The 13,049-nt window shown below is 65.1% G+C and carries 12 protein-coding genes; 6 read left to right on the forward strand and 6 right to left on the reverse strand.

Annotation, left to right across the window (positions count from 1 at the left end; all coding sequences use genetic code 11):
* Positions 1 to 36: 36 nt before the first annotated feature.
* Positions 37 to 1,560, reverse strand: a complete 1,524-nt coding sequence (locus BH93_RS11835) for a leucyl aminopeptidase (RefSeq protein ID WP_037177412.1) — start codon at positions 1,558 to 1,560, stop codon at positions 37 to 39.
* Positions 1,561 to 1,689: 129 nt separating this feature from the next.
* Between BH93_RS11835 and gcvT the strand changes: the two genes are divergently transcribed.
* Both gcvT and BH93_RS11845 read left to right on the forward strand, forming a co-directional pair.
* The gene (gcvT, locus tag BH93_RS11840) at positions 1,690 to 2,790 is read left to right on the forward strand and encodes a glycine cleavage system aminomethyltransferase GcvT (RefSeq protein WP_037177415.1); all 1,101 of its coding nucleotides are present in this window, start codon (positions 1,690 to 1,692) and stop codon (positions 2,788 to 2,790) included.
* Between the two features lie 40 nt (positions 2,791 to 2,830).
* Complete coding sequence (locus tag BH93_RS11845) at positions 2,831 to 3,934, forward strand: branched-chain amino acid aminotransferase (protein ID WP_032379083.1); 1,104 nt, start codon at positions 2,831 to 2,833, stop codon at positions 3,932 to 3,934.
* On the opposite strand, the gene BH93_RS11850 is transcribed toward BH93_RS11845, so the two are convergent.
* Genes BH93_RS11850 through BH93_RS11865 form a run of 4 tightly spaced genes read right to left on the reverse strand, consistent with a single transcriptional unit; the run spans position 3,931 to position 7,026 of the window.
* A complete protein-coding gene (locus BH93_RS11850; protein ID WP_037177418.1) occupies positions 3,931 to 4,692 on the reverse strand; it encodes an adenosylcobinamide-GDP ribazoletransferase in 762 nt (253 codons plus the stop codon). The genes BH93_RS11845 and BH93_RS11850 overlap by 4 nt on opposite strands.
* 2 nt (positions 4,693 to 4,694) lie before the next feature.
* A complete protein-coding gene (gene cobT / locus BH93_RS11855) occupies positions 4,695 to 5,795 on the reverse strand; it encodes a nicotinate-nucleotide--dimethylbenzimidazole phosphoribosyltransferase (RefSeq protein ID WP_037177421.1) in 1,101 nt (366 codons plus the stop codon).
* A complete protein-coding gene (cobU, locus tag BH93_RS11860) occupies positions 5,792 to 6,361 on the reverse strand; it encodes a bifunctional adenosylcobinamide kinase/adenosylcobinamide-phosphate guanylyltransferase (protein WP_052065859.1) in 570 nt (189 codons plus the stop codon). The genes cobT and cobU overlap by 4 nt, the downstream gene beginning before the upstream one ends.
* Before the next feature lie 5 nt (positions 6,362 to 6,366).
* Complete coding sequence (locus BH93_RS11865; protein WP_032379080.1) at positions 6,367 to 7,026, reverse strand: DUF3043 domain-containing protein; 660 nt, start codon at positions 7,024 to 7,026, stop codon at positions 6,367 to 6,369.
* Between the two features lie 101 nt (positions 7,027 to 7,127).
* On the opposite strand from BH93_RS11865, the gene BH93_RS11870 reads away from it, so the two are divergent.
* From BH93_RS11870 to BH93_RS11880, 3 genes are all read left to right on the forward strand, one after another.
* Positions 7,128 to 8,201, forward strand: coding sequence for a glycerate kinase family protein (locus tag BH93_RS11870; RefSeq protein ID WP_037177424.1), 1,074 nt, complete (start codon positions 7,128 to 7,130; stop codon positions 8,199 to 8,201).
* Positions 8,202 to 8,267: 66 nt separating this feature from the next.
* The gene (locus BH93_RS11875) at positions 8,268 to 8,633 is read left to right on the forward strand and encodes a HesB/IscA family protein (RefSeq protein WP_032379078.1); all 366 of its coding nucleotides are present in this window, start codon (positions 8,268 to 8,270) and stop codon (positions 8,631 to 8,633) included.
* Between the two features lie 103 nt (positions 8,634 to 8,736).
* A complete protein-coding gene (locus BH93_RS11880) occupies positions 8,737 to 9,711 on the forward strand; it encodes a carbohydrate kinase family protein (protein WP_037150890.1) in 975 nt (324 codons plus the stop codon).
* A 91-nt stretch (positions 9,712 to 9,802) separates the two neighbouring features.
* Here BH93_RS11880 and asnB read toward each other — a convergent pair whose 3' ends face one another.
* Positions 9,803 to 11,731, reverse strand: a complete 1,929-nt coding sequence (asnB, locus tag BH93_RS11885; RefSeq protein WP_037177427.1) for an asparagine synthase (glutamine-hydrolyzing) — start codon at positions 11,729 to 11,731, stop codon at positions 9,803 to 9,805.
* A gap of 224 nt (positions 11,732 to 11,955) precedes the next feature.
* On the opposite strand from asnB, the gene ctaC reads away from it, so the two are divergent.
* Entirely contained in the window at positions 11,956 to 13,035 is a 1,080-nt protein-coding gene (ctaC, locus tag BH93_RS11890; protein WP_032379552.1) for an aa3-type cytochrome oxidase subunit II, read from the forward strand.
* Positions 13,036 to 13,049: the final 14 nt, after the last annotated feature.

Raw genomic sequence — 13,049 nt, forward strand, 5'->3', positions numbered from 1 at the left:
GCGAGGACGTTGCTCCCCGCGCACGGACGGTCCGAATCAGCCGTTCTCGACTATGTCTTCGAGAACCGCGAACATGGTCCGCACGGGAACTCCGGTGCCGCCCTTGCCGGTGTAGCCGAAGGGGCCTCCGGTGTTGTAGGCCGGGCCCGCGACATCGATGTGAGCCCATTCGACGCCGTCGGCCACGAATTCCTTCAGGAACAGAGCTGCTGCCAGCATTCCTCCGGCCCGGCCGTTGGTGACGTTCGCCAGATCGGCCACCTTGGAGTCGAGTTCGCGTCGAATCTCCTTCGGAAGCGGCATGGCCCAGCCGTTCTCGCCGATGGCCTGGGAGATTTCGGCAACCCGGTCGCGGAAGTTGTCGGTACCCATCACGCCCGGCGTTCTGTTGCCGAGCGCTACGACCTGAGCCCCGGTGAGCGTTGCGGTGTCGATGAGGTAATCCGGATCGTCCTCGCAGGCACGCACTATCGCGTCGGCCAGCACCAATCGACCTTCGGCGTCGGTGTTGATGACTTCGACGGTGATGCCGCCGTATTGCGTCAACACATCGCCGGGACGCTGCGCGGTGCCCGACGGCATGTTCTCGGCCATCGGCACCGTCGCGATCACATCGAGTGGCAGGCCGACCTTCGCGGCGAGGATCACCGTCGCGATGACCGCAGCCGCGCCGCCCATGTCCGAGGTCATGTTCTCCATGCCCGCAGCGGGTTTGATGGAGATGCCGCCGGTGTCGAAGGTGATTCCCTTGCCCACCAGGGCAACCTTCTTCGCACCCCGCTTACCGCCCGAGTGCGTCAGGCGAACCAGTCGCGGCAGGCGTGAAGAACCCTTGCCGACGCCGTGAATACCGCCGTAGCCGTCCTTCTCCAGTGTCTTGTCGTCGAGGATCTCGACCTTCAGGCCCGCTGCCGTACCCAGAGCCTTGGCCTGCGCCGCGAACTCCTCGGGGTAGAGGTGGCTCGGCGGGGTGTTGACGAAATCGCGCGCCACGGCGACGGATTCGGCAATGGCGAGCGATCGTGCCAGCTCGGTCTTGGCGTCCTTGGAGCGGGTGTCGGGCACGAGCAACTCGACGCGGGCGAGGGGAAGACCATCGGCCTTCGGTGCCGACAAGGCCGACTTGAACTCGGTGAACTGGTACGCGCCGAGAAAGAAGCCTTCAGCGGCCGCACCGAGATCGAGTGCCGACAACGTCGTCGCGACCGTATCGACACCCTTGAGCGAGCGTGCCGCGGTACCGGCCGACTGACGAATGCGTTCGCTGTCGATGTCGGCAGCGTTGCCGAGGCCCACTGCCAGGACACTGGAGACGGGCAGTCCGGACGGAGCCGGGATCCGAACGAGCTCATCGGCTTTGCCGGTGGCACCGACGGATTCGAAGGCGTCCAGGAGTTCGGAAGCAACGGCGTCATCCGAAATGTCATCGGTGATGGCGAGCTCGAGGCCGTCGTCACTGGTACTCAGCGCGACGACGAGAACGTCGACTTTCTTGCCGAGCTTGCCCGCGAGGACCAGGTCGGGTCCGAGAGTGCGGGATAGCGTCGAAGGTGAAGGCACGTGGCTGCTCCTGTAGGGGTTGACGTGTAGGTACCTCGATCCTAATGACGATCGATGGCGCAGCGGACCGAGGGACGAACTCGGTCCGCAGGGCCCGCACGAGCCGTGATGTGAGCTAGCGTGACCGCCATGACCGACACCGACCTGATCGAGGGACCGCTGCACGCCGTACACACCGAATTGGGTGCGACATTCGCGCCTTTCGGCGGTTGGACCATGCCGGTGTCGTACGCCGGAGTGGTCGTCGAGCACACCGCGGTGCGGGAAACCGTAGGTCTGTTCGACGTCGGCCACCTGGGCAAAGCGTCGGTCACCGGACCCGGCGCTGCCGCCTTCGTGAACTCTGTTCTGACCAACGATCTCGGCCGCATCGAGCCGGGTAAAGCGCAGTACACCCTGTGCTGCACGGAATCCGGCGGCGTGGTCGACGACCTGATCGCCTACTACGTCTCCGATGACGACGTATTCCTGGTGCCGAACGCAGCCAACACGGCCGATGTCGTTGCCGCGATGGCAGCGCAGGCACCCGATGGCGTGTCGGTGGTGAACCAGCACCGCGAGTTCGGAGTGTTGGCCGTGCAGGGGCCGAAAGCGGCCGAGGTGCTGCAGGAACTGGGTCTGCCGACCGATATGGACTACATGGCGTTCGAGGACGCAACCTGGAATTCGGTGGCAGTGCGGGTGTGCCGAACCGGTTACACCGGCGAGCACGGCTACGAACTGGTTCCACCGGCGGGCGATGCGGAACCGCTCTTCCGCGCACTGCTGGCCGCCGTGCGGTCACGTGGGGGACAGGTGTGCGGGCTCGGAGCACGCGACACTCTGCGCACCGAGATGGGATACCCGCTGCACGGACACGAACTGTCACTGGACATTTCGCCCCTGCAGGCTCGGTGCGGTTGGGCGATCGGCTGGAAGAAGGACGCGTTCTGGGGCAAGGAGGCACTGACTGCGGAGAAGGCCGACGGGCCGACGCGAACGCTGCGCGGACTGAAGGCTCTCGACCGCGGCGTACTCCGCCCCGGTCTCACCGTGCGGGCGTCGGGTCAGGACATCGGGACGACGACCTCCGGAACGTTCTCACCCTCGCTCAAGGTGGGTATCGCCCTGGCTTTGCTCGACGCCGAGGCGGCTCCGGCTGTCGGTTCGGAGGTCGAGGTCGACGTTCGTGGGCGTGCGTTGCGCTGCGAAGTGGTCGCGCCACCGTTCGTCGCTGCCAAGACCAGGTGACCGCGCGAGAGCGGGTGACCTCCACGATAGGATCTCGGGCATGACAGGTGTTTCCGAATTCACGTACGTGCAGCATCCCTCGCCCGCTACACCGGCGGAGCGCGACGCCGTGCTTGCCGCACCAGGATTCGGAAAGCACTTCACAGACCACATGGTGTACATCGACTACACCCGAGACCGTGGCTGGCACGACGCGACGATCGCTCCGTACGGCCCGATCGAGCTCGACCCGGCGGCGATGGTGCTGCATTACGGACAGGCCATCTTCGAGGGCCTCAAGATCTACCGTCAGCCGAACGGTGACCTCTCGACGTTCCGGGTGGAGTCCAACGCCGAGCGGTTCCGGTCCTCGGCTCGCCGGCTCGCGATGCCGGAACTCTCGGACGAGCTCTTCGTCGGATCGATCGAGAAGCTGCTCGAACTCGACCACGAGTGGGTGCCCGCGGCCGGCGGTGAGGACGCGTTGTACGTCCGGCCGTACATGTTCTCCACCGAAGCCGGGCTGGGTGTGCGCCCCGCCGACTCCTACCGGTACATGCTGATCGCCTCGCCTGCGGGCGCTTACTTCCCCAGGGGAGTCAAGCCGGTGAGCGTCTGGCTGTCCACCGAGTACGTCCGGGCGGCACCGGGCGGTACCGGAGCCGCGAAGTTCGCAGGCAACTATGCCGCGTCACTCCTCGCCCAGGCGCAGGCCAGCGACGAAGGATGCGATCAGGTGGTCTGGCTCGACGCCACCGAGCGCCGCTACGTCGAGGAGATGGGCGGGATGAACCTGTTCTTCGTCTTCGGCTCGGGCTCCGATGCGCGACTGGTGACGCCATCGTTGTCCGGATCACTCCTCCCCGGCATCACGCGTGACTCGCTGCTGGCGCTGGCGACGGACGCGGGCATCCCCGTCGAAGAACGCCGAATCTCCACCGAGGAGTGGCGCAAGGGTGCCGACTCGGGCGAGATCACCGAGGTGTTCGCCTGTGGCACCGCAGCCGTCATCACCCCGGTGGGCAGCGTCAAGTCCACCGAGGGAGCATTCGAGATCGCAGGCGGCGAGCCCGGCGAGATCACGCTCGCACTGCGAGATACGCTCACCGGCATTCAGCGCGGCACGTTCGCCGATACGCACGGATGGATGACCACACTCCGCTAGCTCCCGACGAGGATGCCGATCGCGGCCAGGGCGGTGGTGGTCTCGATTCCGGCTCCGAGTACGTCGCCGGAGAGACCGCCGAAGCGTCGGACGCAGTGCCGAGTCAGAATCACGGCAAGGGCGAGCACGACGACGACCACCAGAGGTCCGTGCCACGAGCGGTCGGGCCTGATGTATACGGACATGGCCGTTGCCACGCCCGTCCACAACGCCACGAGTGCGGTCGACTGAGTGCCTGCCACCAGCGCGCCGAAGCCGGTCGGTGCCGCCGCGTCGATCCCTCGGCGGCACGCGAGCACCACCGACACACGTCCGATCACCGAGACGAACACGATTGCCCACCACATGTGCAACTGGGCGAGCTGGCCCACGCTTGCAGCCTGTATCCCCAACACCAGAGCTAGCGCTGCCACTCCGAACGGGCCTGCGCTGCCGGACTTCATGACTTCTCTCGCGCGCTCGGGCGGGCCGTAGCAACCGAGTCCGTCTGCGGTGTCGGCCAGGCCGTCCAGGTGCATCCCCCTGGTCAGCAATGCAGTAGCCGCGACGCCGATCAGTCCGCTGAGCAGCGGCGACAGTCCGACGGTGATCGACACCCACACCAGCGCCGCGCAGGTGCCGCCGAGAGCGAGACCGACGATCGGAGCACGAGCTATCGCCCGTCCGGCCGCGTGTCGATCGACGTGCTCGGGGCCGCGTACGGGCAGTACGGTCAGCCAGGAGAACGCGAGCAACAGTCCATCGGCTCGCCCGCGCACCGTCAGTGGTCTTCGGTAGTGCTGTGGACTTCGCTGTCACCGGTGCTGACACCGGAGTCGGCGAAAGTCGCCATCGAGTTCAACGTGCCGACGCCCGCACGAACCAGAGGCAGTGCCGCGAGGGCACCGGACCCTTCACCCAGTCTCATGGCCAACTCGACGATCGGTTCGAGACGCAGATGACGCAACGCAAGTGTGTGAGCGGGCTCGGCCGAGCGGTGCCCGGCAACCCACCAGTCCCGTGCCCCGGCCGCGCCGTCCTCTGCCACCAACGCGGCCGCGGTCACCACGAGGCCGTCGAGAATCACCGGGGTGCGCCGATGCGCGGCCTGTGCGAGAAACCCGGCCAGCGCCGCGAAGTCGGCACCGCCCGCTACCCGGAGCAGATCGGTCGGGTTCTTGGCGACCGGTCGCGCTCGACGCATGGCATCCCGGATTGCGGCGGTCTTCCTGATCCACCCCGCGTCGTCGATTCCGGTGCCTCGGCCCACGGCCGCAACAGGTTCGGTGTCGGTGAGGATCGCGGTCAATACTGTTGCGGGAGTGGTGTTTCCGATGCCCAGATCGCCCGCGATGAGCAGATCCGCCCCACCGTCGACCTCCTCGTCTGCGATGGCTGCTCCCGCGGCGAGCGCCGCTCGAACCTCGGCTTCGCTCAGTGCATCCTCGCGGTCGATCGATCCGCTGGAACGTCGTATCTTGAACGCCGACACCGACGAATCGGTCTCGGCGTCCACCGCGATATCGACTACCCGCACCGTGGCGCCGGCGATGTCAGCGAGCACATTGACCGCCGCCCCGCCGCCGCGAATGTTCTCGACCATCTGAGCTGTCACCTCCGGCGGGTACGCAGAAACTCCATGCGCTGCGATCCCGTGATCGCCGGCGAAGACGACGACGCGCACCCGATCGAGCGAGCGTGGCGGGCAGCTGTCCTGGCACGCCGCGATCCATTCACCGAGCTTCTCCAGGCGCCCGAGGCTGCCGGCGGGCTTGGTGAGTTCACGTTGGCGATCCTCTGCGGCCGAGCGTGCCGAATCGGACGGAGCGGTCACCGGACGAAACGGCGACGACGTCGAGTCTTCTGCCGAAAGAGTTGTCACACTTCGCCTTTCGCGGTGATGAAGTCTGCCGGTGGTTCCTTGAGGGTCATCGCGAGTCCTGCGACGACCAGCAGAACCCTGTCACACACTGCAGCGAGTCGAGAGTTCAGCAGTCCGAGCTCGTCTCGGAAGAGGCGTCCGGAATGCGATTCGGGAACCACGGACAGACCTACCTCGGGACTGACCAGCACAAGGGTGGAGGTGCATTCCGCAACCGCCCCGACGAGATCGTCGACGGCCGGCGTGATCGTGCCGCGCGGTCGCTCCCACGCCCGAGCGTCGTCGAGCATCCCCGTCAGCCATGTTCCGAGGTCGTCGACCAAGGTAGTGCCGTCCCAGGGCTCCGAAATCGATGAAGCCAGCGCGGTCACCGTCTCGACGGTGGACCAATGCTGCGGTCTCGACGCCCGATGGAGGTCGATGCGACGCTGCCAATCCTCGTCGGTGTGGTCGCGCCTACCGGTAGCGAGGTAGCGAACCGGCTCGGTGACGGCACACGACTCGGCGTGCGCGGACTTACCGGATCGGGCACCACCGAGTACGAGGGTTCGAGTCGGTTCACCCACCGACGTCAGACAGCCGCGCCGGCGCTGACTCGCGGCTTGGGTGCGCGCATCTTGCGAATCTGGGACGCGCGGACGAAGGCGTACCACCCGATCTTGAAGCCGCCGTCCGTGGTCTCGGGGAATCGGACTCGGATCTTGTTGTTGATCATCTTGCCGAGGTAGATGCCCTCGCCGACCATGAACAGCATCATCACGAACATGCCGAGAGTGACGTACTGCTGCACCGCAGGCTGCAGGAACAGCGCGAAGATCAGGATCAGTGCGAGCGGCATGAACAACCCGACGAGATTGCGCCGCGCATCGACGATGTCGCGAACGTACGCGCGAACCGGACCCTTGTCGCGGGGGAGTAGGTACTTGTCGTCACCGGCCAGCATGCGCGCACGGCGCTCGGCTGCCGCGGCGCGGCGCTCGTTGGACGCGGCCTTGCGGTCTTCCTTGCTGCCCTTGTTCGCCTTGCGGCGCTCGCGAGCTTCTTTGCTCGTCAGGGGAGCCGGAGCGACCGGACCACGCCGACGGGACTCGGCGTCACGGCGCTTGGGTGTCGGCCGGCCCTTGCCGAGGGACACCGGAGATGCGGCCTCGTTCCCGGACGCAGTCGACTCGGATTCGTTCGAGTTCTGTTCGTCCGAATTGTCGGAGTTTCCACGGCGTAGCAGCTTCACGCATCCAGAGTATGGGATGACGTATCGATCTCGAACACCGGCCAGGTCAGCTCGCAGATCAGCAGATGCCGTTCGCATGGTGCGGCCCTAGACTTTCCACGATGCGAGTGATGATTGCGCCGGATTCCTTCGGAGACACCCTGACCGCCGCGGACGCGGCCCATGCAATCGCGAAGGGATGGGCGTCGGTTCGACAGCAGGACGAACTCGAGCTGGCCCCCCAATCCGACGGCGGGCCCGGATTCGTCGAGGTGCTGGCCTCGCGAATCGGCACTGTGCAGGTCGCCGACGTCGACGGACCGCTCGGCACCCCGGTTCAAGCACGCTGGCTGCTCGACGGCACCGCGGCATACATCGAATCAGCGCAGGCGTGCGGTCTGCATCTGCTCGACGGTCCGCCGAGCCCCCTGTCCGCACTGAAAGCCAGCAGTTACGGCGTCGGGCAACTGATCGATGCAGCGATCGGCAGCGGGGCTCGAACGATCTTCGTCGGGCTCGGCGGCAGCAGTTGCACCGACGGCGGCCGTGCACTGATTCGCGCGTTGGGTGGACTTGGATCTGCGGTCGCTCGATTGGCGGGAATCAACCTCGTTGCCGCGTCGGACGTGGAGAATCCGTTGTTGGGCGAGTGGGGTGCGGCTCGGGTGTTCGGCCCGCAGAAGGGTGCCGACACCGAGACGGTCGAAAGACTGGAGGAGCTGAACACCGACTGGGCCGCCGTTCTGTCCGCAGCGGGTCACGACGTGGCGAACCGGCCGGGTGCAGGAGCCGCGGGCGGCCTCGGTGCCGCCCTGTTCGCACTCGGCGGCACACAGCAGCCGGGGGCCGTGGTGGTGGCCGAGCGAACCGGGCAGCAGGAACTGCTCGAGACCGTCGATCTGGTGTTGACCGGCGAGGGAAAGTTCGATTCACAATCGCTGCGCGGCAAGCTGGTGACCAGAATCGCGGCCGCCGGTGGCGCGACCGGGGTGGAGACGATCGTGCTCGCGGGGCAGGTCACGTTGACCGAGGACGAACTGGCCTCGGCCGGTATCGATGCCGCACATTCGATCAGCGAGTTCGCAGGATCGGTGGAGTTGGCGATGTCCGATGCGGCGAACCAGCTCGAACTGCTCGCCGCACGTATCGCCGACGAGGTTGCAGACTCTGCCGTGAATCCGAGGCGGCGAGCGTGAGGAATAGAGGCACCGAGAGTACGGTTGAGTAGTTCACGGGTTTTGTACGACTGATAGGGAGAGCCCATGACCGTTTCAAGCGAGACCACAACAACCGAAACCACGGCGCACAAGGTCACCATGACCGAGACCGCGTCGGCCAAGGCCAAGGCGTTGCTGGATCAAGAAGGCCGCGACGACCTCGCGCTGCGCATCGCGGTGCAGCCGGGTGGTTGTGCAGGATTGCGTTACCAGCTCTTCTTCGACGATCGAAGCCTCGACGGCGACCTCGCGGTCGACTTCAACGGCGTCACCCTCGCAGTGGACCGGATGAGCGCCCCCTACGTGGAGGGTGCATCCATCGACTTCGTGGACACGATCGAGAAGCAGGGCTTCACGATCGACAACCCGAACGCCACGGGTTCGTGCGCGTGCGGCGACTCGTTCAACTGAGCTGACCCGTTTTCGACTGTGACCGATACACGCATGCGTGTATCGGTCACAGTCGTGTCTGCCTGTCAGCAAACCAGCACCTCCATTCGAAAGGCTCTCCTTCGTGACTCTCGCGGTATCCGGCTCGATAGCGACCGACCATCTGATGCGATTCTCCGGACGGTTCGCCGAGCAGATCGTCGCCGACCAGATCTCGAACATCTCGTTGAGCTTTCTGGTCGACGACCTGGTCATCCGCAAAGGAGGAGTAGGCGGCAACATCGCCTACGCGCTCGGAGTCCTCGGCGGCTCGCCGCTGCTCGTGGGAGCTGTCGGACCGGACTTCGCCGAATACCGCAGCTGGCTCGAAGAACACGGCGTCGACTGCAGTGGCGTGAGCATCTCCGCCACCGCCCACACGGCGCGTTTCGTCTGCACCACGGACCAGGACATGGCGCAGATCGCATCGTTCTACCCTGGGGCCATGAGTGAGGCTCGCGATATTTCCATCGAAGCGCTGGCGACCCAGCACGACCTGGATCTGGTTCTGATCGGTGCCAACGACCCCGATGCGATGACAGCGCACACCGCCCAGTGCCGCGCTGCGGGCATCCCGTTCGCGGCCGACCCGTCTCAGCAGCTCGCTCGCCTCGATGCTGCACAGGCAATGGAGATGATCGACGGCGCCGCGTACCTGTTCACCAACGAGTACGAATGGGCTCTGCTCAAGCAGAAGACCGGCATGTCCGACGAAGACATCGCCGCGAAGGTGGATCTGCGTGTCACCACATTGGGCAAGCGCGGCGTGGACATCGTCACCAAGGACGGTGCGCATACCCACATCGGTGTCGTACCGGAAACCAGCAAGGTCGACCCGACCGGCGTCGGCGACGGCTTCCGGGCCGGTTTCCTCACCGCGCATCTGGCCGGCGCAAGCATCGAACGGGCAGCGCAGCTCGGCTCGCTCGTCGCCGTTCTGGTGCTCGAAACCACCGGAACGCAGGAGTGGAGCCTGAACCGCGACGACGCGATCAAGCGTCTGAGCGCGGCCTACGGCACCGAGGCAGGCGAGGAGATCGGCGCGCTGTTGCCGGCCTGAGATCGGCCTCCCTCAGCGGGATCAATGCGGCTCTGTTGCAATCTGAGCGACTGAAATCCACATTGATCCCGGGGGGAGACGGGTGTACCGGTCAGATGTTGACCGGGTATTCCGGTTCGGCGATCTGCGGCACGATGCGCTTCTCGACGAAGATGCCGTGCCACACCATGAAGATCAGCAGCGTCCACAGACGTCGGCTGTGATCGGATTTTCCGGCGCGATGGTCCTCGAGCATGGCGACGATCGCCGGCTTGTTCAGCAGGTGATCGGTCTGCGAATCGGCGATCTGCTGGTGCGCCCAGTCGAAGAGTTCCGTGCCGCGCAGCCAATGGCGCAGTGGCACAGGGAATCCCAGCTTGGCGCGATGCAGTACGTGACCGGGAACAATTCCCTCGAGCGCCTGGCGCAGAGCGTACTTCGTGGTGCTCTTGGTGATCTTCTGCTCGAGCGGTAGCTTCTCGGCGACCTTGTAGACCTCGGAGTCCAGGAACGGGACTCGCAGCTCGAGCGAGTTCGCCATGGTGATCTTGTCGGCCTTGACCAGGATGTCGCCGCGCAACCACGTGAACAGGTCCAGGTGCTGCATGCGGGCCACCGGATCCCAGCCCTGCGACTGCGCATAGATCGGCGCAGTGACGTCCTGGTGGGTCCATTCCGGTCGGAATTCGCGCAGTACGGACCGCAGTTGTGCGTCGTTGAAGCTACGAGCGTTTCCGTAGTACCGCTCTTCGAGAGTCATCGATCCGCGGTTCAGCAGGCTTTTTCCGCGGGTACCTTCCGGGATCCGCTCGCTCAACGACCCGGCAGCGCGTCTGAGGAATGCCGGAAGAGACTCGAACGGCTTCAGTGACAGCGGCTCGCGATAGATGGTGTACCCGCCGAACAACTCGTCCGCGCCCTCGCCGGAGAGCACGACCTTCACGTGCTTGCGCGCCTCCTTGGCGACGAAGTACAGTGGTACGAGGGCCGGATCCGCCACCGGGTCGTCCAGGTACCAGACGATCTCGGGGATGGATGCTGCGAACTCCTCCGGCCCGACGACCTTGACGATGTGGCGAGCACCGATGGCAGCCGCCGACTCCGCGGCGACGTCGACCTCGGAGTACCCATCACGCTCGAAACCGGTGGTGAAGGTGATCAGATCAGGATTGTGGCGGATTGCCAGCGCCGCGATGGCCGTCGAATCGATACCGCCCGACAGGAAGGACCCGACTGTCACATCGGCGCGCATGTGCTTGGCGACCGAATCTTCGAGCGCCTCGGCGATCTCCTGGTAACGAGCCTTCTCGCTGCCGGGCGCGAAAGGTCGGACCGGAAACTTCGGCGTGAAGTATCGGGTGACCTTCGGCGCGGTACCGGGGGAGAGGGTGGCGTAGCAGCCGGATTCGAGCCGACGGATCCCCGCGTGGAGGGTCTCGGGCTCGGGGACGTACTGCAGCACGGTGTAGTGCTCGATGGCGCGCTGATCGAGATCGTCGTCGACCCCGACCAGGTCCATCAACTCGAGCACGCTCTTCTTCTCACTGCCGAATGCGGTGCCTCCCGGGCCGGTGGCCAGGAACAACGGCTTGATGCCGAAGGGATCGCGTGCGATGAACATCTGGCGGGTCTCGGTGTCCCAGACCGCGAACGCGAACATGCCCCGCAGTCGCTGCACTGCGGCAGGACCCCAGTAGTGGAATGCGGCGACAATCGATTCGCTGTCGCCCTGTGTGGCGAACTCCGCTCCATGATCGCGCGCCAACTCCGCGCGCAACTCGAGGTAGTTGTAGATCTCGCCGTTGAAGACGAGCGCGTACCGGTTCGGGGACTCGGGCGGTCCCCATCGCATCGGCTGATGCGAGTGTTCGATGTCGATGAACGACAACCGGTTGAAGCCGTAGACGACGTCGTCGTCGTGCCAGGTGCCGCCGGGCTCGTCCGGGCCCCGGTGTCGCATGCAGTGGGTTGCCGAGCTCACCAGCTCGACTCCGGCGGCGGTCGTTCCGTGAGACGTGAGTACTCCGAGCAGTCCACACACAGCGTCTGCTACCTCTTCTCGCAGTTGGGGACAATGCAGCGGTCCGAGTCTCCGCGAGTGGCGTCAGCGGGACGGCAGATCAGGAACCGAGTATGCCGCAGACACGCACGAGCGTAGGTAACGACCCAAGGATGGCTATCCGTCGGCTTTGGTCTACGCTGCGTAGTACTCGGGCATCTCCATGTGGAAGCCCTTATTCTTCAGTGGTGGGCAATCAGGAAGGCGTGAACGTGGCGCATAGTCGGATCCTTCGGCGAGCGGGGCTGACAGCATTTCTCGGTGTAGCCGCGTTGATGCTGTCGGGCTGTTCCATCAGCAGCGACAACGTACTCAATTTCGGTTTCGCCTCTGGCGTCACTCCTCAGGGACGACGTATCGGCGACCTGTGGACCTGGTCGGTCATTGCCGCCTTGGTCATGGGCATCGTCGTGTGGGTCCTGATCTTCTGGGTGGTGCTCTTCCACCGTAAGAAGAAGAGCTCACCGGAGTTCCCCCGCCAGACGGCGTACAACGTTCCGCTCGAGCTGTTCTACACGGCCGTGCCGTTCGTCATCATCGCCGTCCTGTTCTACTTCACCGTCGTGGTGCAGAACTACGTCGACGAGAAGCAGGCCGACCCCGACGTGCAGGTCGACGTCACTGCGTACCAGTGGAACTGGAAGTTCGGCTACCGGACTATCGACCTCAAGGACGGTGCCGCCAAGTACGAGGGCACCGACGAAGAGCAGCAGGCCGCGGCGGAAGCCGCCGCTACTCCCGGCGAAGGTGCCGAGGGAAGCGAGGACGGCGAGTTCGTTCCAGGAGCGATCCATGGAGCGATCCCGCAGGACCTGTCCTACCTGCACTACAACAAGATCGAAACGGTCGGATCCAGCGACGAGATCCCGGTACTGGTTCTTCCGACCGGTAAGCGCATCGAGTTCGTGCTCGCGTCCTCGGACGTCATCCACGGCTTCTGGGTGCCGGAGTTCCTGTTCAAGCGTGACGTTCTTCCCAACCCCGAGGAGAACCACTCCGACAACGTGTTCCAGATCAGCGAGATCGAACGCGAAGGATCGTTCGTCGGTCGGTGCACCGAAATGTGTGGCACCTTCCACTCGATGATGAACTTCGAGGTTCGCGCGGTGTCACCGGACAAGTTCGAGCAGTACATCGAGCTGCGCAAGCCGGTGTCCGAGGGCGGCGAAGCGCTCACCAATGCGCAGGCGCTCGACGCCATCGGTGAGAGCCCACTCGCAACCAGTACCTCGCCGTTCGAGACCGATCGCACCGTCCGTACCGCCACTGTCGCCGAAGGCAACTGACCAAGGAAGCATGC

It is taken from the genome of Rhodococcoides fascians A25f, assembly GCF_000760935.2.
GTDB lineage: Bacteria > Actinomycetota > Actinomycetes > Mycobacteriales > Mycobacteriaceae > Rhodococcoides.

Bases quoted from the DNA above. Each gene is read 5' to 3' on its own strand.
- gcvT (WP_037177415.1), top strand. From the start codon at position 1,690: ATGACCGACACCGACCTGATCGAGGGACCGCTGCACGCCGTACACACC.
- BH93_RS11845 (WP_032379083.1), top strand. From the start codon at position 2,831: ATGACAGGTGTTTCCGAATTCACGTACGTGCAGCATCCCTCGCCCGCT.
- BH93_RS11870 (WP_037177424.1), top strand. From the start codon at position 7,128: ATGCGAGTGATGATTGCGCCGGATTCCTTCGGAGACACCCTGACCGCC.
- BH93_RS11875 (WP_032379078.1), top strand. From the start codon at position 8,268: ATGACCGTTTCAAGCGAGACCACAACAACCGAAACCACGGCGCACAAG.